Consider the following 20,246-nt stretch of genomic DNA (forward strand, 5'->3'; position numbering starts at 1 on the left):
GCGCGACAGGCTTGTTGCGAGGGGCTATCAGACGGCCGTGCGGAAGTTTGGTACCCAGGCGTACGTGGAAGGGGTGGAGAGGATTTTGGCCAGTGTGGCGTCCGAGCGGCCAACGAGGATTCACAACCAGTGCACACGATCACAGCATCACGATCTAACGCGACGTCGGGGCAAAGAAACTTGAACGTTTGCATACAACGATTTTTATGCGCGATTCTTTTACATTTTGGGAGCACCTCATGGCCGCATCATTTGAATTACCGATCGACCGGCAACCAATGAAAATGGACGGACCGTCTGACACGTCGCTCCAAGTCCATCCTGTGATTCTTGCCGGCGGGTCGGGCACGCGGCTATGGCCGGTGTCTCGCGAACAATATCCGAAGCAATTAATTTCCTTGATCGGGGAAGAGTCGTTGCTTCAGTCAACAACACGACGTCTGGACGGATTTGATTTCAGCTACCAGATCGCTTCCCGAACGATCGTCGTGTGTAACGAGGAGCATTGCTTTACTACTGCGGAGCAACTACGGGCGAGCGGAAAGCAGTATAAGCTGCTGCTCGAACCGATGGCACGGAATACCGCACCTGCGCTAACCGTTGCAGCAGTTGCGATCATCGAATCAGAAGGAGACGGCATCATGGTTGTGATGCCAGCGGATCACGCATTTCGTGATATTGAACGCTTCCAGGCTGCCGTCAATGTGGGCATCGTGCACGCGGCGAAAGGCCGTCTTGTTACGCTTGGTGTAGTGCCTACATCCCCGGAAACTGGTTATGGATATATTCGACTCGGTGAAGCACTGACGGGCGAAGATGTGATGAACGCTCGCTGGCTCGATGGGTTCATAGAAAAGCCTGCGCTGGATATTGCGAAGCAGTATGTCGAATCGAACCGATACCTATGGAACAGCGGGATCTTCATTGTGCGCGCATCTGTATGGATCAAGGCTGTTGAACAGTTCCAACCAAAAATCCATGCAGCGTGCAGTGCTGCATATGAGAAAAGCGTTTCTGACGGATCGTTTGTGCGATTAGACTACGAGGCATTCAAATCGTCCCCGTCTGATTCGATCGACTACGCGATTATGGAGAAGTTGGGAAGCCGTGATCCGATCTGCAGTAGCGTTGTCGTTCCGGTGGTAGCCGGATGGTCTGATCTGGGCTCATGGGATTCCCTCTGGAAGATCATGCGAAAGGACGAAAACGACAATGTAGGCCAAGGCGGTGCAGTCATGTTTGAAGCTGCCTCGTCGACTTTTGTTCATTCGGAACGACGATTCGTTGCATGCGTGGGCACACGCGACCTTATCGTGGTGGAAACGGACGACGCAGTGCTTGTTGCGGACAGGTCGTATGTACAAGATGTGAAGAAAGTCGTCGATCGGGTGCGAAGTGAGCGCAACACACTGGCCGTCAAGCATCGGAAAATCCATCGCCCTTGGGGACTATACGATTCGATCGACAACGGTGATCGATTTCAGGTCAAGCGGATCGTCGTGAACCCTGGAGCTAAACTATCGCTGCAAATGCATCATCATCGCGCTGAGCACTGGATCATAGTGCGCGGTACGGCACTCGTAACCCGAGGCGAAGAAAGTTTCATGCTGTCAGAGAATCAATCTACCTACATCCCGCTTGGTGTTACTCATCGTCTTGAGAATCCAGGGCGAATACCACTTGAAATCATTGAGGTGCAGTCCGGGGCGTATCTAGGCGAAGACGATATCGTTCGTTTTGAAGATAACTACGGTCGAGGTTAGGCACGTCCCTATCGCGTATTGCGGTGGGAAGCGCTCTACGTTCACTGTTAGTACGGGCGCTCAACACGGCGTATTCGGAGAAGCGCTGACTCTGAGCATATGAGCGACCGCCCGTATGCTTGGAGCCGATAAAGTTTGAAAGATGGCTGCGAAGGAGTGAAGACATTGGAATCCAACATGATGGATGTTAAGTCGTTTTAATAAGCTCCTTTTCCTGAAAAGCCTTTGATCATGGTTAGTGCGATAATCTGCATATCCATCCAAAATGTCCTGTTCTGGATATAATAAGCGTCCAATTTTACCCGACCTTCCATTTTTTCAAGTTGCGCGGTTTCGCCGCGGAAGCCGTTGATCTGCGCTAGTCCAGTAATGCCGGGTTTTGTACGATATCGAAACATATAGTCTTGGATTAAATTTTTATAATATTCGTCATGCTCGACCGCATGTGGCCGAGGTCCGACGACCGACATATCACCTTCCAGAACGTTAAGGAATTGAGGAAGTTCATCGAGACTGGTACTGCGCAAAAATCGTCCAATCCTAGTGACACGCGCATCACCTTTCTGTGCTTGAACAATAGCGCCTGGGATATCCGCGCCTTGATACATTGTTCGAAATTTATAGATTGAGAATATGGTTCCATTCATTCCCTTTCTATACTGCCGGAACAGAACAGGTCCGGGGGAAGACAGTTTCACGGCGAATGCGATGGCAACGAATAGCGGGGAAAGGCACGACAGCGCACACAGTGCGAAGATGCGATCGAAAATTTCCTTTGCGACAGTCCCCCAGCCACGTTCCGGAGTTACCTTAACGTTTAAAAGGCGGATGCCGCGATAATCACCAAAATACGACCTTATAGGTCCACATTCGTCCAATAACGGCAGGACTCGTATATTGACGTATTCGTGCTCGAATTCATGAAGCAATGGCTCGATCGAAATCGGCTGGAAAGGGGAGTTCAGGACCCAGATTTCGCGCAGTTTTTCGGTCCGAACAGCATTAATCAGGGATTGAAGTTCGTAGACGACCGGAATACGATCGATCATCGTATCGTGCGGGAGTGATGGATCGAATATTAACTCTGCGGCGAATGCGTCCCCCGTTTGAAAGGTTATGCGCTCCAGGAGTTTGGCATTGGCGCCGGAGGGTGCGACGATGGCTATTCGGGAAGGAGAGAACCACCATGAACGGAAGACGGTCGGTAGTGCTTTAATCATACACCTGCCGATGATAAGTGCGCACGCGGCGATGACTGTCCACCATAGCAACCAAATATTTCGGAGAGCGGCGCCCGGGTACAGGTTAGACAGGATCGCGAGGATGAGTTGAGCCGCTAGCCATGCAACCAATGTCCGGACAGCGCGCGAGATTGCCGAATCGTTTCGGAAAGGTTGATAGACCCTTGCTGAACGAAATGTGATAAACGGTAGTGCGAGACCGAGGAGGCCTAATAAAGCATCGACGTGTGAAAGATCGATTTGATCGTGAAAGACGATCTTCTGCGAGACATATGCGGCGCTGGTAATGCAGACGAAATCCGTTGCTTTTGAAATGGGTGTAAGCATCGCGTATATCAGGAAATGAGAATAAAAGGATGCCGTTTGGTTGATGCGGATGTCATGTCTTCAAACCAGCCGGCTCCGATACTCCGTCGGTGAAATATCCAAAACCTGCCGAAAAAGTCTCGCAAGGCATTCCCCACTCGTCAGTCCGCAGCGCCGTGCGATCTTGTCGACCGGCAAGTCACTTGATATAAGCATGGCCGCAGCCAACTCAACGCGTGACCGACGCAGATGCTCGGACGGTTTCACCCCCATTTCCGCTCGAAAATGCCGCAAGTACGAGCGGTCGCTCATTCCTGCCGTCTGCGCGGCTACCGTAATTGAAATTGGTCTATTGCAGTTACGCGTGATCCACCGCGCGCTCTCGTGGATCTTCTCCTTGATCGACTTGGCACCGTTGGCTGCGATCGCATTGAATTCCGGCAACCCAGTATCAGGAAGATGTTCGAGCACTCGTCGCAATATGGACAAACCAAAGTCCTGCCTGATCATCTCAAGCGCGTGCCGCACCGCTGAGCGCGATGCGTGATCGGATGTGTGGTTTCCTGTGGGACCGGTTGCTTGGAAGTCGGCAGCGCTCGGCATCCGTGAAGTTTGAGTTTGGCTGCACTCTCTGCGGGCATCTAACGAAGCATCGCTGTTTCCGATAACGAAAACCTCATCAACTTGCGACGCGGCGCCGCGAAGCCATTCACTGAACAGCGTATCTTTTGTAGCGTTTACAGCCATTTTTCCGCTTGCGACAAATACTGCCCGACCCGACCGAAACAGTTCAACTGATTGCGTCAACACATCGATACGCGCCGAACTCGACACACAACCACCGTGGCTCGAAACGAACACCGTTCTGTAGCAAGCCGCGACATCATTTGCAACAGCCAAGACCTGATTCGCTTTGTCGAATACGTCTACGACTTCCACGGCCGGTAGCATCGAAAATCCGTCGAAGACGAAGATCCCGATAACGTGAGTACCAAGGCTCGCGGTCTGATTTGAAAGGGCGCGGTTTGGAATACGCGAAACATCGTGGTAAGTCGTTTTCATCAATGCCTCCCGGCCGCGTATCGGTGAGCCTTGGCGCGAAGCGCGGTTGAGCATTGAGATGAACGGTCTGGTTCGAATCTCTGTCGCTAGCTAAGCGCGCGCCACATAGAGGCGCAGAGAATACGAATCCCTTTTCGCAAGTCCTATCGGACGATTCCGATTCACGGTGTCGAAGTTTCGTGCAGGGGAGCTTTAGCGAAAACGGGCGCTGAAATATCGAATGTCCCTGACAGACGCATTCAATTCCGCGAATTGATGCACCATTCGTGGGCGTTTCACAACGATTTTTACAGTTGCCACGACTTCAACTGGACGGCGAGTTTTCGTTCGGGTGGCATCTCTCCCGTTGGATGTTCCCTGAATAAGGGATGCGGGCAAGCAGGACGGCAAAGCTTAATAAAAAGTAGGCATGCCGAATCAAAAAGTCAAACCTGCAAACGCGCCAACCCATACCGCTACCAAGATCGGCGATCGTCTAATGAAGAAGCAGATCATCGTGCTGGCCGCTACGGGGGGTCGCCGCGCCCGTGTTCGCGCAGAGCATTGTCACGCTGTATGGCGTGATCGATGAAGGCATCGACGATACGAACAGCGTCGGCGGCCACAGCGTGGTCGAACTGCAGAGCGGCCAGGCGCAAGGCAGCCGTTGGGGCATGAAGGGCGCAGAAGATCTGGGCGGCGGCTACAAGGCGATCTTCCAACTCGGGAACGGTTTCGACCTGAACGCAGGCCGTCTCGGTCAGGGCTGCCGCATGTTCGGCCGTCAGGCGTACGTTGGTGTGTCGAACGACAAGTTCGGTAGGATCACGCTCGCCGTCAATACGATTCCGTCGTCGACTATCTTGCGCAAACGACGTCGAACGGGCAACTGGTCCGGGCACCTGTTCTCGCATCCGCGTCAACAGCCCGATCAGTACGCAAGCCGGACATGGCGGGCTTCCAGTTCGGCGGCACGTATAGCTTCAGCAACGACACTAACTTCGCCGACAACCGCCAGAACAGCTTTGGCGCGCAATACACGACGGGCGGTCTTCTCTTCGCGGCCGTCTATCTGCAGGCAGACAACACGGGCGCGACCTCTGGCGGCGCCATCGCAACCAACTCGCACAGCGCATGCGCGTGTTCGGCGCGGGCGTGAACGATACGTTCGGTTCGGCAACGGTCGGCTTCGCATATACCAACTCGAACTTCCGTAACCCGACGGGCAACGGCTATCTCGGCACGCCGGGCGCGATCGTCGCGCCGGGTGCGACGCTGAATCCGCTGAAGTTCCAGAACCTCGAATTGAACGCGAAGTATCAGGTGACGCCTGCGTTCTATGTGGGCGGACAGTATGTGTATACGCTCGAAAACTACGACGCATCGACGGGCGGCGTGAAGCCGCAGGTGCACACGGTCGGCCTGATGGCAGACTACAACGTCTCGAAGCGCACGGACTTCTACGTGCAGGGTGTGTATCAGAAGGTCGCTGGCGACACGACGAATTCGATCATGGACAACGCGTTCATCCTCGGCACGCAGGCGCCTTCGTCGACGTCGAATCAGCTCGCGTTCCGTGCCGCCATTCACCACAAGTTCTGATCACGCGATGGAGCAAGAGACATTCGTGTCGTCTGATTTCCACGCTTCCCGTCGCGCTTCATATGAAGCCCGAGGTTTTTTTTATTGCCGAGCGTCGCGCTAACGCGCGAACAGATGCAGCGCTGCGTACTGCAGCAGCATGATGGTCTTGCCGTCCATGATCGCGCCGTGCGCGACCATCGCGAGGGCGTCGTCGATCGGCAGTTCCATCACCTCGATATCTTCACCCTCGTCCGCGATACCGCCGCCGCGGCTCACGCGCGCGCCGGCATCGTATTCGGCGACGAAGAAAAAGAGTTTCTCCGTCACCGAGCCGGGACTCATGAACGCCTCGAACACCTTGCGCACCGACTCGACGCGGTAGCCGGTTTCCTCTTCGACTTCCGCGCGAATCCGTGCTTCAGGCGATGCTTCTTCGAGCAACCCGGCGGGCGTCTCGATCAGCATCCCTTCGTGCCCATTGACGAAAGCGGGCAGGCGGAACTGGCGCGTCAGCACGACGGTGCGGCGTCGCGGATCGTAGAGCAGCAGCGTCGCACCGTTGCCGCGATCGTAGGTTTCGCGGCTTTGCCGCTGCCAGCTGCCGTCGGCGCGCCGGTAGTCGAAGGTGGTTTTCTTCAGCACGTACCAGTCGTCGGACAGCACCTGCACGTCGACGATACGCACTCGCTCGGCGGTTTCGCTCATCAGCGCTCCTTGTTCCCGCACCCGGCTTGCCCGATCGCAGCGTGCAATCGGGCGACGACACGGCCGGGTTGAGCCGCGTCGTCGAATGATGGTATCGTGCAGTTTCGTGCGAAATCAAGAATATTCGTGCAGTTGCATGATACGCTTCATCAGACGGATACGATGCTGACCTCTCAACGCAAGAAATCGATACTCGACGCGCTCAAGCGCGATGGTCAGGTGCTCGCCAAACCGTTGAGCGAAGCATTCGGCGTTTCGGAGGATACGATCCGCCGCGACCTGCGCGAACTTGCGGCGCAGGGCAAGCTGCAGCGCGTGCACGGCGGCGCGCTGCCTTCGTCGCCTGCGGTGGCGAATCTGGCGGGGCGGCGGGCGATCGGCACGGATGCCAAGGCGGCGATCGGCCGGGCTGCCGCGCAGATGATCGCGCCTGGACAGATCGTGTTCGTCGATGGCGGCACGACAGCCATCCAGCTGGCGCGCCATCTTCCTGCCGGTCTGCGCGCGACGATCGTGACGCACAGCCCGAACGTCGCTGTCGAGCTGGCCGAACATGAAGAGCTGGAAGTGATCGTGATCGGCGGGCGCCTGTTCCGCCATTCGATGGTGACGGTCGGCGCGGCCGCGATCGAAGCGCTTGGCCACATTCGCGCGGATCTGTACTTCATGGGCGTGACGGGCGTGCATGCCGAAGCGGGGCTCAGCACGGGCGATCTGGAGGAGGCGTACGTCAAACGGGCGCTGGTGGCGAGGGCGGCCGAGACGATCGTGCTCGCGTCATCGGAGAAGCTCAATGCCGCGTCGGCGTACATGATTGCGGGGATCGACGCTGCCAGTACGATCATCGTCGAAAAGAGCACGCCCGACGCCGCGATTGCACCATTCGAGCCGTTCGGCGTGACGATCGTGCGGGCATGAGCGCTACCGCTTCTCCAGAAAATGCTTGAGCGCGGCGAGATCGCGTTCGACCCACAGTGCGTCCGCGGCGAATTGAGCATCGCTCATGGCGGCGGTGCGAAACAGCGTTAGCAGAACCAGTGCGCCGTCGCCATTCGCGACGATTCGCATCGGCACATAGACTTCGTCTCCGGGTTCGCCGGCGACGTAATGATCGAGTACGCCATGCGGATTGCGCGGCGTGAACCGCACCGTCACCGGGCGGCCATCGGCGCTCTCGAAGGTCCACTGCGAGCCTTCGCCGCGCAACGGCTTACCGAGCCCGGACGCCCATTGCGCGAACGACAGCGGATGTTCCATGAATGCGTACGCCTCGCGCCAGTCACGCGCGATCGTCACGCTGATGGTTTTCGATTCGGCAGGGCCGGGCATGTCGATCTCCTTGATGAGGGCAGCGCGCGGGGCAGCGGTGCGCCCGTCTCAAGTTTCGCGCACGCGTTGCCGATATGACCTTGAGCGGTTCCATTCGAAGCGCGGCGGCGCCTCGTTGCGCGACGCGCCATCAGGCGAACGATACTGCCCATCAACATTTTGTATCAGAGTGTTTGCGTGCCCCGTTTTTCTGGCGCGTGCACTTTACAATGCGGCTTGGATTTATCCGGCTATCCGTCCCTTTTAGTGGAAGATCGCGTCGCGTATGACGCGGCTCCGCACCCGGCGCCAAGCCAGGGAGATGCCGGAAAGTTGAGGCCGCAACGAGGCGGCATGCTGCGCCGCCGTCTGCGGGTGTCCGTCGCGCCTGCCGTCGACTGGGCTGCGCATCCGGACTGTGAACGAATAACGCGGGAGAACCTATGTCGAAGAATGGTTTCGACAGAACCTGGGCCAGTTTCGCGAGCTTGACGCTCGCCTTGATGTTGGGAGCCTGCGCGCACGTCGGTGAGCAGGACGCAAAGAGCAACGACGCAGCATCGGCAACCCCGACGGCCGCCGACCAGACGCCCGCTGCGCCCGCGACGCAAATGGTCGCTCAACCTGTGCCGCCCGTGGTTTACAAGGTGCGGCGCGGTGATTCGCTGGCACGCATCGCGCGCAGCCATAACGTCACGGTCAAGCAGATCGTCGCGTGGAATCGCCTGAAGCCGTCCTCGCGGCTGCATGTCGGTCAGGCGCTGAAGATGTCGTCGCCGGATGCCGTGAAGATGGTGGCCGTGCCCGGCGCGTCTGCTGTATCTGCTGCGTCTGCTGCAGCGTCGGACGGCGCTTCGAATGCGAAGGGCGCAACGAGCGGCACGATAGCGGCTGCGGGTGCGGCTGCGGCCGCGACAGCGGGCGCCGCGTCGGGCACGGTCGCGAGCAGCGCGTCGGGCGGCGGCGCGGGTAACGCCGGCCATACCGTCGACGCCAACAACGCCGCTCCCGCGCCCGCCACGAACGCACCCGTCACGAATGCACCGAGCGCGGCTGAATCGCGCGAAGTCAACGCCGAGCTGGCGCGCCACGCGAAAGGCGTGTCGCTGATCTGGCCCGCGCAGGGCAATGTCATCGAGGGGTTTCAGCCGGGCGAGACGCGCGGCATCGAGATCGGCGGGAAGCCGGGCGACCCCATCCGCGCCGCCGCCGACGGCAAGGTCATGTTCGCCGGCACGGGGCTGAACGAATACGGCAGCCTCATCATCGTCCAGCACAACAAAGACTTTTTGACGGCCTACGCGCATAACCGCAGGCTGCTCGTCAAGACGGGCGATATCGTGCGCAAGGGCCAGCAGATTGCCGAGATGGGCAGCGAAAGCAACTCGCGCGTCTCAGTGCTGTTCGAACTGCGGCATGACGGCAAGCCAATCGATCCGATGCCTTTCCTGCCGCGCCCGCGCGGCTGAGGCCGCATGCGTCGCGGTTAATCGATCCAGCGTAACACCGCCGCGACGATCGCTTCCGGCGCATCTTCCTGCATCAGGTGCCCGGCCCCGGGCACCGCCTGAAAGCGCGCATCCGGTACGATGCTGGCCAGGTGCCGTCCCCGTTCGATGGGAATCCACGCATCGTTTTCGCCCCACAGGATCTGCGTGCGGCAGCGTATCTGCGGATAACGCGCTTCGACGTCGTCGGTAAAGCGCTGGTCCATCTGCGCGATCTGCCGGTAGAACGCAGTCTGCCCGACGTCCCCAAGCCACGGCGCGACATAAGGCGCGAGGTCGTCGTCGGCGATCGTTTTCGCCAGCGCGCCGCGAATGTAGGTCTTGACGATTGCCTCGTGAATATACGCAGGCAAGCCCGCAAAAGCGGCTGCATGCCCGCGAACGTGCCGCACGAACGGCGAACCCCACGGCGCAACCGCGACGGGATCGATCAGCGTGAGGCTCGCATAATCGCAGCCATCGATCAGATGTGCGCGCAGCGCCGTCGCGCCGCCGAAGTCATGCGCGACGACATCGGGCGCATCGAGTCGCCAGTGTTCGAAGAGCGCCGCGAGCAGGCCGTTCTGCACGCCGAGCGACACGTCCTCGCCTTCGCGCTGCTCCGACTGGCCATAGCCCAGCAGATCGTACATATGGACCTTGCGGTTCTGCGCAAGATACGGCGCAATCCGGTGCCACACCCACGACGAAAACGGCGTGCCATGAATCAGCACGAGGGCCGGCCCCTCGCCGAAGGTCGTATAACGAACGATCTGATCGCGAAAGGTGAAGGTCCGGTCGAGCGTCCATTGCGTCATGGTTCTTTCAACTCCATCGCTAAACGAGTACGTGTGATGTTGATTTGAGTCGATCGTCCCAACTCGTTTCAGAATCATCGACTCACATGCGAGACAAACAAGTTAGCTAATCATGCGTCATTCAAGCGACTTCAATATTGGCGCAATACCGCCATGCGCATGAAGAATGCCAGGGTCGTGCTGCAAGATTTGCCGATAGCGGGGCAAGAATAGATTGCCCGGCACGTCCTCCGAAAAAAGTCCCACGACCGATTCGACGGCCGCGACGCGATCGGCGGAGGTGGCTTTATCGTCGTCGAGAATTTCGTCGACATTGGCGATTACCGCCGATAACGGACTCAGCCAGCGAAAGCCCGATCCATTGATCAATACCTGCAGGAAGGCGGCAGGCGTGACGGGGCCGAACTCCTTCTCATACAATGTGCGCTCGTGATCGAGTATGGCCTTATGCAGCACGAGTAGCGGCTTGCGAATTTCTCCAAGAAACTGAATGGCGCGTTGGTCGTTAATCTTCATCGATGGCTCCAAAGGCAGTGATTCAATCAAAGCGCCGCGCGTAAGGATCTGGAAGGAAACGCGGACGTCCGTTCAATCGGGATGAACAGAGCCGACGTAAAAGAGCAAGCGCAAAATAATCGCTCCGTCGTCGGGTTTCCACATCAGAAACTGTGCCAGTTGCTTTTAAATAGTCATCTGAACGATGCTATGCTGGCGACGCCCATTAGCCCGATTCGTCAAACAGATAGTCTGTTTGCATAGTGGTGTTCGGTACTGGTTTACCAGTGCGATCCGGTCAACCATACGCCTTCGTAATCAACCTCTCGGACATGCAAGACGAACACACGGCAACTCTGCTCGACTATTACACGCGACATCAGCCATCCACGCAATGGCGCGGCTTTCTCACCGCGCTCGCCGAAGAGTTCGAGACGCAGCTCGACACATCGCAACTGCGCGTACTGATGGCGCGCATCGGTGCGCGCTTTGCCACGAACTATCCTGCGGGCGAGTGCGCGACGCTCGACGACCTTGCTTCATTTCTGAATAGCATCTGGTCGGAACTCGACTGGGGCTTCGTGCGTCTCGCGGAAAAGGACGAATTTCTTTCCATCGAGCATTGTTGCGCGCCGCTTGCCGCATTTGGCGAACGGGCCGCGCCATGGACCGCCGCGTTTCTGGAAGGCGCCTATCAACATTGGCTGCATGAACTGGGCGCGGGCTCACTGGCGTTGCAGCAATACGAGAGCAGCAGTGCTCATGCATACGAATTCAGGTTGCTGAACGCGCGCTGACTCAACTTGCCGGGGGCAGCGACGTTAACAGTAACCATATAGTGAACAGCCGGGAATGACGGTCGTCGCGCTGTTGGGGCGCACAGACGGGCAGGACTCGCAGGGGAAACAACATGAGCGTTTCAGATGACGTCGGTAATCTCTTCCGGCGCTTCGGTGGCGACGCCGGGAAATATCAGGAAGTGGCGCGCGACGACGACGCGAAGCATGCCGCACTGCGCTGGCCGCTATTGAACGCGCTCGACATCGCGCATACCGGACCGGTGCCCGAGGCGGGACGCGCAGTTTCCGGGGCACACGCGCAACGCGAGACTTCGGTTGCTCACGACACGCGCGCGGCCGACGCGTCGAACGCGGCCACGGATGCCGGGGCGTCGAAGCCGGTGAGGCCGCCGCTATTTGCACGCGGGCATCGTCACACGTCGATGCCGCCGCCCGTCGCGCCGACGCAAGCGGGCGCAAGCCGTTTCAGCGCGCCGCCCGCTGCCGCATCGTCCGAGGATCGTGCGAACGCTGCCGCGAACGCGGCGAGCATGTCGACGGCGTGCGCTGTCGAGACGGCGGCGCGTGCGGCGCAAGCGTCCCCGGTTCAGACGCCGCCGGCTTCGGCCGTTCGGATGCAGCCCGCGTTCGTTGCGCCTGTCGCGCAGATGCCGCCTTTGTCGTCCGCGTCGTCCATGCCGCCTGTGATCCCCGTATCGCCACAGCCCGCCGCTGATGTGCCGCCCGCTGCGTCGCCGTTCGCCACACCGCAGCGCGAAGCACGCACGACGCAAGGCCAGCCGTTCGCTCGCGCCTCCATTGAACATCCCTTCGCGCAAAGCGCCCGGACCGTGCCGCCGACGCCCGCTTCGCAGCAAGGCGGTTCGATCCTCGCGGGCCTGTTCAGTGACAAGCGCGCCGCGCAGCACGAACTGGCCGGTCATCCGCAGTCGAAGAATCTTGCCACCCTGTTCGCGCGTCTTTCGCGCGGAACGGCGGCGCCCGCTCGTTCGTTGCGCGACAGTCTGAGATCGCGCAGTAAAACGGATGGTGACGCATGAAAGTGGTCTCAGTTGTCTCGGCGAAAGGCGGTGTCGGTAAGACGACGCTCGCGGCCAATCTCGCGTCGGTGCTCGGTTCCAATGGACGCCGGCTGATCGCCGTCGACCTCGATCCGCAGAATGCACTGCGTCTGCACCTCGGCATTCCCATCGACAACTTCGACGGCATCTCGCGCGCGACGCTCGCGGGCGCGTCGTGGCGCACGGTGATGTTCGACGGTTTGGACGCAATCACGGCGCTGCCGCACGGCGCGCTGAACGAAGACGATCGCCGCGTGTTCGAAGCGCGGCTCGACAGCCATCCGCACCTGATTCGCGAAGCGCTCGAATCGCTCGCGCTCGACGCGAACGACATCGTGATGATCGACACGCCGCCTGGCGCGACGGCTTATACGCGCGCGGCGCTGCTTGCTGCCGACTTCGTGCTGAACGTCGTGATCGCGGATGCCGCGTCATACGCCGCGATCCCGCACATGGAGCGTCTGATCCAGACGTATTGCGTGCCGCGCGGCGCGTTCCTCGGTTACGGCTACGTGATCAACCAGGTCGACCAGAGCCGCAGTCTCACGAAGGACGTCGTCAAGGTGCTGCGCGATTCGTTGTCCGCGCATCTGTTTCCCGGCGTGATCCATCTCGATCAGGGCGTGAGCGAATCGCTCGCGTATGACACCACCGTGATTCACTACGATCCGCACAGCCAGGCGGCCGCCGATCTGCGCGCGTGCGGCGACTGGCTGGACGCGCGCCTGAACGGCGAGGCGAAGCAGCCAAGGAACGTCGCATGAGCGCGGCGCAAGAAGATATTCTCGATGCCGTCGACGCCGAGCCGCCGCGACGCTCGCGCTTCGACCGTCTCGCATCGCATCTGATCGACGGGCGCATCCTGGGCAGCCTGCCCGTCACGATCCTGCTGGTGCTGTTCGCGCTGGGCGCGCTGTTCTTCGTGTTCACGGTGCCGCTCGCGTTTAGCGAGCAGCTGACGTTCGCGATCTGCTGCTTTGTCTGCGCGATGCTGTTCCGGCGTGCGCAAGGGCACTTCGCGACGCTCGTGATGATCATGCTGTCGGTGATCGCGACGGGGCGCTACATGTACTGGCGACTGACGGAAACCACCTACTGGGAGCGTCCCCTCGACGCCGTCTGGGGGCTGCTGCTGGTATCGGCGGAAGTGTATGCGGCGCTCGTGCTGATGCTCGGCTATTTCCAGACCGCATGGCCGCTCAAGCGCAAGCCGTTGCCGCTGCCCCTCGACCGCAGCACGTGGCCGACCGTCGACATTTTCATCCCCACGTACAACGAGCCGCTGTCGGTTGTGAAGCCGACCATTTATGCTGCCATCGCGCTCGACTATCCGAAAGACAAGCTCTCCATTCACGTGCTCGACGACGGCCGCCGTCCCGAGTTCAAGGCGTTCTGCGAGGAAGTCGGTGTGGCGTGGACGATCCGCTCGCACAACCGCCACGCGAAGGCGGGCAACATCAACGAGGCGCTGAAGGTCACCGACGGCGAATACTTCGCGATCTTCGACTGCGACCACATTCCCACGCGCTCGTTTTTGCAAGTGGGCCTCGGCTGGTTTCTGCGCGACACAAAACTGTCGATGCTGCAGACGCCGCACCATTTCTTTTCCGCCGATCCGTTCGAAAAGAACCTCGGCACGTTCCGCAAGGTGCCGAACGAGGGCGAGCTGTTCTACGGCCTCGTGCAGGACGGCAACGACCTGTGGAACGCCACCTTTTTCTGCGGCTCGTGCGCGCTGTTGCGCCGCTCGATGGTGGAAGAGATCGGCGGCATCGCTGTGGAGACCGTGACGGAAGATGCGCATACTGCGCTCAAGCTGCATCGCAAGGGCTACACCACGGCGTATCTGGCGATACCGCAGGCGGCGGGGCTCGCGACGGAAAGCCTCGGCGGCCACATTGGCCAGCGCATCCGCTGGGCGCGCGGCATGACGCAGATTTTTCGCATCGACAATCCGCTCACGGGCGGCGGCCTCACGTTCGGCCAGCGGCTCTGCTATCTGAACGCGATGATGCATTTCTTTTACGGCATCCCGCGTCTGGTGTTTCTGACGGCGCCGCTGTCGTTCCTGTTCTTCAATGCGCACATCATCCAGGCGGCCGCGGGCACGATCGCGATCTACGCGCTGCCGCACATGTTCCACGCGAACATCACGAACTCGCGGATGCAGCGGCATTTCCGCCATTCGTTCTGGTCCGAGGTGTACGAATCGGTGCTCGCGTCGTACATCACGGCCCCCACCTTGCTCGCGCTGATCAACCCGAAGCTCGGCAAGTTCAACGTGACGGCGAAGGGCGGACGCATCGAGGAGCAGTACTTCGACTGGGGCATTTCCCGGCCGTATCTGATCCTGCTGGCGCTGAACCTGATCGGCTTCGTCGTCGGCTGCGTGCACATCGCGCTCAACGCCAGTTCGCACAGCGAGGTGCAGACAACCGTGCTGAACCTCGCATGGACCGGCTACAACATGCTGATTCTCGGCGCGAGCGTCGCGGCGGCGCGCGAGCAGCGCCAGGTGCGCTCCACGCATCGCGTGGCGATGCGCATTCCCGCTTCGCTGCGCTTCTCGACGGGACGCACGCTCGTCTGCGAAACCGTCGACTACGCGGAAGGCGGCGTCGCGCTGAAGCTGCCCGCCGCAATCGAAGTGCCTTTGCACGAGAGCGTCGTCGTGTCGCTGTTTCGCGGCCATGAGGAATTCGTGTTTCCCGCCGACGTCACCTATTCGGTGCCGGGCCGCGTCGGCCTGAAGTTCGCGCCAATGACGCGTGAGCAGGAACTCGACTTCGTGCAGAGCACGTTCGCACGCGCCGACGCGTGGACGAGCTGGGCGGAAGGGCGCGAAGTCGATACGCCGCTCAAGAGCCTGTCGCACGTGATGCGCGTGGGGCTGGGCGGCATCGTGGGGCTGTTCGAACACCTGTACGCGGACCTGCGCACGCTGCGCACGCGACGCAAGGCCGTGGCAAACGATACGAAGAACGGAAAATAACGATGGGGTTCATGCGATACGACGCCGCTTCTCCGGCGGCGAAGACGGCTGGCTTGCGTCTCGGTCCACGCGCCCGCGCGCGTGACGGATGGCGCTTGCCGCTGCGGGCCGCGCTGGCTGCCGTGCTGCTGTTCGGCGCGCTGCTGCCCGCCGTGCAGGCGGCTTCCGCGGCTGCTCCCGCCGCTGCGCCCGCCACCTCACCTGGCGCCATTCCCGCGACGAAGGCCGAGCTCGCCGCTGCGCCGTCGAGCAGTTCTGCTTCCCCCAACGCCACCAACGTCACGAGCGCTGGACTGCCGCCGCTGCCCGCCGCGCGGCCTGTCGATCCGCGCGCGGCGCAGCAGCCCGCATTCGCCGAGCCGACGCCGTCGCCGTTCGCCGTCGTGCGCAACGGCCGCGACACGATGCCCACCACGGCCGACAACGGCACGGCCGTGACGGGCGGACGCCGGCAGACTTTCACGTTCGCGCAACTGGGCGCGCTCGATCCGCTGCAACTGCGCGGTGTCGACGGCCAGAACGGCGTGCCGTTCTCGGTGCGCGCCGACGAAGTGGTGACGGGCGCGAACCTGCATCTGATCTACAGCTACTCGCCGTCGCTGCTGTCGAACCTGTCGCACCTGAAGGTGCTGGTGAACGGCGAAGTCGCCGCGACGCTGCCCGTGCCGCGCGAGCAGGCGGGCACGCTGCTCGCGCGCGACGTTCCGCTCGAGCCGCGCCTCATCACCGAGTTCAATCACCTGAACATCCAGCTGATCGGCCACTACACGCAGGGCTGCGAAGACCCGGCGAGCAGCGCGTTGTGGGCGACTGTCAGCAACGCGAGCACGCTCGACCTGACGTTCGCGTCGCTCACGACGAAACCCGATCTCGGCGCGCTGCCGCTGCCGTTCTTCGACCGGCGCGACATTCGTCGGCTCGAACTGCCGTTCGTGTTCGCCGCGAAGCCGTCGTCGCAGGCGCTTGAAGCAGCGGGCGCTGTGGCGTCGTGGTTCGGCTCGCTCGCCGGCTATCGCGGCGCGCTGTTTCCCGCGCAACTGGACAACGCGCCGCTGTCGGGCAACGCCGTGGTGTTCGCGACCAACGACGAGCGTCCCGCCGGCGTCACGCTGCCCGCCATCAACGGACCGATGCTCGCCGTGGTGGATCGCGAAGCGCCCGCGCACGGCAAGCTGCTGCTCGTGCTCGGCCGCGACGGACGCGAGCTGAAGGTCGCGGCGAACGCGCTGTCGCTGGGCGAAGCCGCGCTGTCGGGCACCGTGCAGACGATCACGCACGTCGACACGCCGCGCGCGCGACAGCCGTACGACGCGCCCGGCTGGCTGCCGACCGACCGCCCGGTGCGTTTCGGCGAGCTGACCGTGCCGAAGGATCTGTCCGTGCGCGGCTACAACGCCGATGTGGTGCGCGTGGACCTGCGCATCGCGCCCGACCTGTTCACGTGGCGCACGAAGGGCGTGCCCGTCGACCTGCGCTATCGCTTCACGGTGCGCCCCGCGCCGGACCGCTCGACGCTCAACATCAGCGTCAACAACAACTTCGTGCAGGCGCTGCGCATTCCCGCGCAGTCGTCGTCGATGCTCGATCTCGGCCGCTATCTGAACCGGATGCTGCCCGACAACACGGCCCCGACGTCGAAGGTCATCTACATTCCGCCGCATCTGCTCGCGTCGCAGGCGCAATTGCGCTTTCACTTCTACTACGACATGCCGAAGACGGGCGAATGCCAGGGGCAGGTCGTCGACAACGTGCGCGGCGAGATCGATCCCGACTCGACCATCGATCTGTCGTCGTTCCCGCACTACATGGCGCTGCCCGATCTGGCCGCGTTCGCGAACAGCGGCTGGCCGTTCACGAAGCTCGCCGACCTGTCGCAGACGGCCGTGATCCTGCCCGCCAATGCGAACCCGAGCGACTACAGCCTGTATCTGATGGTGATGGGCCGCATGGGGGCGTCGACGGCGTATCCCGTGACGGGCGTCACCGTCGCGACGGCCGCCGACGTGCAGCGTCTGGCCGACAAGGACCTGCTCGTGATCGGAGCGCCCGGCCAGCAGCCGCTACTGGGCACATGGCAGGCCGCGATGCCGTTCTCCGCCGAAAGCGACACGCGCGGCATGCAGTTCTCGAACGTATCGTTCCGCATCGCGAACTGGTGGCACGGCGATCGCGGCGGTGTGCGCACGGCGGGGCGCGCGGACCTGTCGCTGGTCAACGCGTCGGGGGACGCGATCATCACCGGCTTCCAGTCGCCGCTCGAAAAAGGCCGCAGCGTGGTCGCGCTGATCTCGGCGCCGGGCCAGTCGGACACGGATCTGACCAACGCGATGCTCGACCCCGATCTCGTGCAGTCGATCCAGGGCGGACTGACGGTAGTGCGCGGCCGCACGCTCGAAGTCGTGTCGAACGGCGACGTCTATTACGTCGGCCATCTGTCGCCGGTCGAGTACATGCGCTGGGCGCTGTCCGTGCATCCGCTGTTGCTGCTGCTGGGCGGCGTGCTCGCGGCGCTGATCATCGCGGCCGTGTTCTACCGGCTGTTGCGCGCGGTTGCCGCGCGCCGGCTGAAGGATTGACATGCGGGCAGGTATTTTTTCGCATTCGTTGCGCATGCCCGTCGCGTTTTGCGCGCTGCTGCGCGCCATGCTGACGATCGCGGGCATCATGTCCGGCCTCACGAGCCCGGCGCATGCCGCCGCCTGCGACGACTGGCCCGCGTATCGCGCGTTCGTGTCGCGCTTCGTGCAGCAGGACGGACGCGTCGTCGACTTTTCGACGCCCACGCAGCAGACCACGTCAGAGGGCCAGTCGTACGGCATGTTCTTCGCGCTCGTCGCGAACGATCGCGCGACCTTCGACCGCGTGTTGCGCTGGACGCGCGCGAATCTGTCGGCGGGCCGCTTCGATGCCAATGACGTGAAACTGCCTGCGTGGCAGTGGGGCAGGAAGCCCGACGGCTTCTATGGTGTGCTCGACCAGAATTCGGCGGCGGACTCGGACCTGTGGATCGCGTATGACCTGTTCGAAGCGGGGCGTCTGTGGCGCGAGCCGGCGTACACGAAGCTCGCGTACGCGCTTGCCACGCAGATCGAGAAGCAGGAAGTCGCCGATCTGCGCGGCCTCGGTCCGATGCTGCTGCCTGGCCCGCAAGGCTTTCGCAGCGGCAACACGACGCGCCTGAACCCGAGCTATCTGCCGTTGCCGCTGCTGCGCGCGCTCGCGGCGCAGTCGCCGGACGGCCCTTGGCCGCAAATCGCCGACAACGCATTCAAGCTCGTCAAGACGACCTCTCCGCTCGGCTTCGCGCCGGACTGGGCGGCATATCGCGACGGGCAGTTCGTCGTCGATCCGCAGAAGGGCGATCTAGGCAGTTACGATGCGATCCGCGTCTATCTGTGGGCAGGGCTGACGGCGAGCGCCGATCCCCTCGCGAGGCCCTGGCTCGCCGCGCTGCACGGCATGCGCGACCGGATTGCAGCGACGGGCGTGCCGCCCGAAAAAGTCGCGACCACCACGGGCAGCGCGACGGGCGAAGGCCCGATCGGCTTCTGGGGCGGGCTGCTGCCGTATTTCCGCGCGCTCGGCGACACGCGCGCAGCGGGGCTCGCGCAAACGCATCTGGCAGCGATGACGGCGGCAGCGCCAGGCGTCTCGCCGTCCGCTCAAGGTCAGCCCACTCAAAACCAGCCTGTCTATTACGACGAGGTGTTGATGCTCTTCGGTACAGGGTCCGCAGACGGCCGCTACCGCTTCGATGAAAATGGCCGCCTCGTGCCGCGTTGGGAGAACACATGCCAATCCGCCAACGCGCGCTCGTAATCGGCGTAGCGCTGACGCTCGGCGCCAGCGCGGCGGCCCCGGCATTCGCGCAGGCGCAACCGAACGATCCGATGAACGTTCTGATCGATCAGGGCAAATACTGGCAGGCGCATCGTCGCGGCGACCTGGCCGAGCAGGCGTGGCTGAAGGTCTTGCGCATCGATCCGAAACAGCCCGACGCGCTGTACGGAATGGGCATCGTGATGGCCGACCGCAAGGACGGCGCGGGCGCGCAGCAGTATCTCGCGCGCTTGCGTCAGGCCGCGCCGAATTATCCGAATATCGACGAGCTTGCGCGGCGCCTCGGCGAATCCAGCCCGGCCGACCAGGCCGTCAACGACGCGCGTCGGCTCGCGCAGGCGGGCCAGCAGGCGTCGGCGGCGCAGGCCTACCGGCAGGCGCTCGGTCCGAAGCCGGCCAACGCGCAGCTCGCGCTCGAGTATTACCAGTCGCTCGGCTCCACGCCGCAAGGCTGGGAAGAGGCGCGGCGCGGGCTCGAGCAGCTTGCGCGCGAGCATCGCGACGACCCGCGCTTCGCGCTCGCCTATGCGCAGCATCTGACGTATCGCGAGGCGAACCGGCGCGAGGGCATCGAGCAGCTTGCGCAGCTGTCGAAGGATTCGATCGTCGGCGCGCAGGCCAAGGCGAGCTGGCGTCAGGCGCTGCTGTGGCTCGGCGTGCGCGCATCGGATGCGCCGCTCTTCCAGGCGTATCTGTCCGCGTATCCCGACGACGCCGCCGTCAAGGCACGCGCCGATTCGATCGCCGAGCAGGACCGGCGCGCGAGCGAGCGCGCGCAGCAGAACGCCGGCGCCGACGCGCGCGG

15 protein-coding genes and 2 pseudogenes are annotated in these 20,246 nt (G+C 61.9%); 11 read left to right on the forward strand and 6 right to left on the reverse strand.

What is annotated here, in order from left to right:
• Nucleotides 1-284 precede the first annotated feature (284 nt).
• Entirely contained in the window at nt 285-1,763 is a 1,479-nt protein-coding gene (locus tag H3V53_RS37850; protein WP_419539708.1) for a mannose-1-phosphate guanylyltransferase/mannose-6-phosphate isomerase, read from the forward strand.
• Between the two features lie 197 nt (nt 1,764-1,960).
• On the opposite strand, the gene H3V53_RS37855 is transcribed toward H3V53_RS37850, so the two are convergent.
• Both H3V53_RS37855 and H3V53_RS37860 read right to left on the reverse strand, forming a co-directional pair.
• On the reverse strand, nt 1,961-3,331 hold the full coding sequence (locus tag H3V53_RS37855) for an undecaprenyl-phosphate glucose phosphotransferase (RefSeq protein ID WP_336602202.1): 1,371 nt from the start codon (nt 3,329-3,331) through the stop codon (nt 1,961-1,963).
• Nucleotides 3,332-3,391: 60 nt separating this feature from the next.
• Entirely contained in the window at nt 3,392-4,372 is a 981-nt protein-coding gene (locus H3V53_RS37860) for a helix-turn-helix domain-containing protein (protein ID WP_336602203.1), read from the reverse strand.
• A 478-nt stretch (nt 4,373-4,850) separates the two neighbouring features.
• Here H3V53_RS37860 and H3V53_RS37865 point away from each other — a divergent pair.
• Nucleotides 4,851-5,953 (forward strand): annotated as a pseudogene (locus H3V53_RS37865) (porin).
• A gap of 99 nt (nt 5,954-6,052) precedes the next feature.
• Here H3V53_RS37865 and H3V53_RS37870 read toward each other — a convergent pair.
• The gene (locus tag H3V53_RS37870; protein WP_336602204.1) at nt 6,053-6,640 is read right to left on the reverse strand and encodes an NUDIX domain-containing protein; all 588 of its coding nucleotides are present in this window, start codon (nt 6,638-6,640) and stop codon (nt 6,053-6,055) included.
• Between the two features lie 162 nt (nt 6,641-6,802).
• On the opposite strand from H3V53_RS37870, the gene H3V53_RS37875 reads away from it, so the two are divergent.
• The gene (locus H3V53_RS37875; RefSeq protein ID WP_336602205.1) at nt 6,803-7,558 is read left to right on the forward strand and encodes a DeoR/GlpR family DNA-binding transcription regulator; all 756 of its coding nucleotides are present in this window, start codon (nt 6,803-6,805) and stop codon (nt 7,556-7,558) included.
• A 3-nt stretch (nt 7,559-7,561) separates the two neighbouring features.
• Here the strand turns inward: H3V53_RS37875 and H3V53_RS37880 are convergent, their stop codons facing one another.
• A complete protein-coding gene (locus tag H3V53_RS37880; protein ID WP_336602206.1) occupies nt 7,562-7,969 on the reverse strand; it encodes an SRPBCC family protein in 408 nt (135 codons plus the stop codon).
• Nucleotides 7,970-8,391: 422 nt separating this feature from the next.
• Between H3V53_RS37880 and H3V53_RS37885 the strand changes: the two genes are divergently transcribed.
• Nucleotides 8,392-9,417, forward strand: coding sequence for a peptidoglycan DD-metalloendopeptidase family protein (locus tag H3V53_RS37885; protein ID WP_336602207.1), 1,026 nt, complete (start codon nt 8,392-8,394; stop codon nt 9,415-9,417).
• A gap of 17 nt (nt 9,418-9,434) precedes the next feature.
• Here the strand turns inward: H3V53_RS37885 and H3V53_RS37890 are convergent, their stop codons facing one another.
• Nucleotides 9,435-10,253: an alpha/beta fold hydrolase gene (locus H3V53_RS37890; RefSeq protein WP_336602208.1), complete on the reverse strand. Its 819-nt coding sequence runs from the start codon at nt 10,251-10,253 to the stop codon at nt 9,435-9,437.
• A gap of 117 nt (nt 10,254-10,370) precedes the next feature.
• Nucleotides 10,371-10,769, reverse strand: a complete 399-nt coding sequence (locus tag H3V53_RS37895; RefSeq protein WP_419539710.1) for a hypothetical protein — start codon at nt 10,767-10,769, stop codon at nt 10,371-10,373.
• Between the two features lie 311 nt (nt 10,770-11,080).
• Here H3V53_RS37895 and bcsD point away from each other — a divergent pair, with 311 nt between their 5' ends.
• The 7 genes and pseudogenes from bcsD to H3V53_RS37930 all read left to right on the forward strand — a co-directional run.
• The gene (gene bcsD / locus H3V53_RS37900; protein WP_336602209.1) at nt 11,081-11,545 is read left to right on the forward strand and encodes a cellulose biosynthesis protein BcsD; all 465 of its coding nucleotides are present in this window, start codon (nt 11,081-11,083) and stop codon (nt 11,543-11,545) included.
• 113 nt (nt 11,546-11,658) lie between these two features.
• Entirely contained in the window at nt 11,659-12,588 is a 930-nt protein-coding gene (gene bcsP / locus H3V53_RS37905; protein WP_336602210.1) for a cellulose biosynthesis protein BcsP, read from the forward strand.
• Entirely contained in the window at nt 12,585-13,373 is a 789-nt protein-coding gene (bcsQ, locus tag H3V53_RS37910; protein ID WP_054920975.1) for a cellulose biosynthesis protein BcsQ, read from the forward strand. The genes bcsP and bcsQ overlap by 4 nt, the downstream gene beginning before the upstream one ends.
• Nucleotides 13,370-15,601 (forward strand): UDP-forming cellulose synthase catalytic subunit, encoded by a 2,232-nt coding sequence (bcsA, locus tag H3V53_RS37915; protein WP_336602211.1) that lies wholly within the window; start codon nt 13,370-13,372, stop codon nt 15,599-15,601. The genes bcsQ and bcsA overlap by 4 nt, the downstream gene beginning before the upstream one ends.
• Nucleotides 15,602-15,603: 2 nt before the next feature.
• A complete protein-coding gene (bcsB, locus tag H3V53_RS37920) occupies nt 15,604-18,177 on the forward strand; it encodes a cellulose biosynthesis cyclic di-GMP-binding regulatory protein BcsB (RefSeq protein ID WP_336602212.1) in 2,574 nt (857 codons plus the stop codon).
• Between the two features lie 67 nt (nt 18,178-18,244).
• A complete protein-coding gene (bcsZ, locus tag H3V53_RS37925; RefSeq protein ID WP_419539711.1) occupies nt 18,245-19,420 on the forward strand; it encodes a cellulose synthase complex periplasmic endoglucanase BcsZ in 1,176 nt (391 codons plus the stop codon).
• Nucleotides 19,393-20,246 (forward strand): annotated as a pseudogene (locus H3V53_RS37930) (cellulose synthase); the annotation flags it as partial. The gene bcsZ and the pseudogene H3V53_RS37930, both read left to right, overlap by 28 nt.

The sequence above is a fragment of the Paraburkholderia bengalensis genome (genome assembly GCF_037126505.1).
In the GTDB taxonomy this organism is placed as follows: domain Bacteria; phylum Pseudomonadota; class Gammaproteobacteria; order Burkholderiales; family Burkholderiaceae; genus Paraburkholderia; species Paraburkholderia bengalensis.

Bases quoted from the DNA above. Each gene is read 5' to 3' on its own strand.
- H3V53_RS37885 (WP_336602207.1), top strand. From the start codon at position 8,392: ATGTCGAAGAATGGTTTCGACAGAACCTGGGCCAGTTTCGCGAGCTTG.
- H3V53_RS37850 (WP_419539708.1), top strand. From the start codon at position 285: ATGGACGGACCGTCTGACACGTCGCTCCAAGTCCATCCTGTGATTCTT.
- H3V53_RS37890 (WP_336602208.1), bottom strand. From the start codon at position 10,253: ATGACGCAATGGACGCTCGACCGGACCTTCACCTTTCGCGATCAGATC.
- bcsD (WP_336602209.1), top strand. From the start codon at position 11,081: ATGCAAGACGAACACACGGCAACTCTGCTCGACTATTACACGCGACAT.
- H3V53_RS37860 (WP_336602203.1), bottom strand. From the start codon at position 4,372: ATGAAAACGACTTACCACGATGTTTCGCGTATTCCAAACCGCGCCCTT.
- H3V53_RS37895 (WP_419539710.1), bottom strand. From the start codon at position 10,769: ATGAAGATTAACGACCAACGCGCCATTCAGTTTCTTGGAGAAATTCGC.
- H3V53_RS37855 (WP_336602202.1), bottom strand. From the start codon at position 3,331: ATGCTTACACCCATTTCAAAAGCAACGGATTTCGTCTGCATTACCAGC.
- bcsA (WP_336602211.1), top strand. From the start codon at position 13,370: ATGAGCGCGGCGCAAGAAGATATTCTCGATGCCGTCGACGCCGAGCCG.
- H3V53_RS37880 (WP_336602206.1), bottom strand. From the start codon at position 7,969: ATGCCCGGCCCTGCCGAATCGAAAACCATCAGCGTGACGATCGCGCGT.
- bcsZ (WP_419539711.1), top strand. From the start codon at position 18,245: ATGCTGACGATCGCGGGCATCATGTCCGGCCTCACGAGCCCGGCGCAT.
- bcsQ (WP_054920975.1), top strand. From the start codon at position 12,585: ATGAAAGTGGTCTCAGTTGTCTCGGCGAAAGGCGGTGTCGGTAAGACG.
- bcsP (WP_336602210.1), top strand. From the start codon at position 11,659: ATGAGCGTTTCAGATGACGTCGGTAATCTCTTCCGGCGCTTCGGTGGC.
- H3V53_RS37875 (WP_336602205.1), top strand. From the start codon at position 6,803: ATGCTGACCTCTCAACGCAAGAAATCGATACTCGACGCGCTCAAGCGC.
- bcsB (WP_336602212.1), top strand. From the start codon at position 15,604: ATGGGGTTCATGCGATACGACGCCGCTTCTCCGGCGGCGAAGACGGCT.
- H3V53_RS37870 (WP_336602204.1), bottom strand. From the start codon at position 6,640: ATGAGCGAAACCGCCGAGCGAGTGCGTATCGTCGACGTGCAGGTGCTG.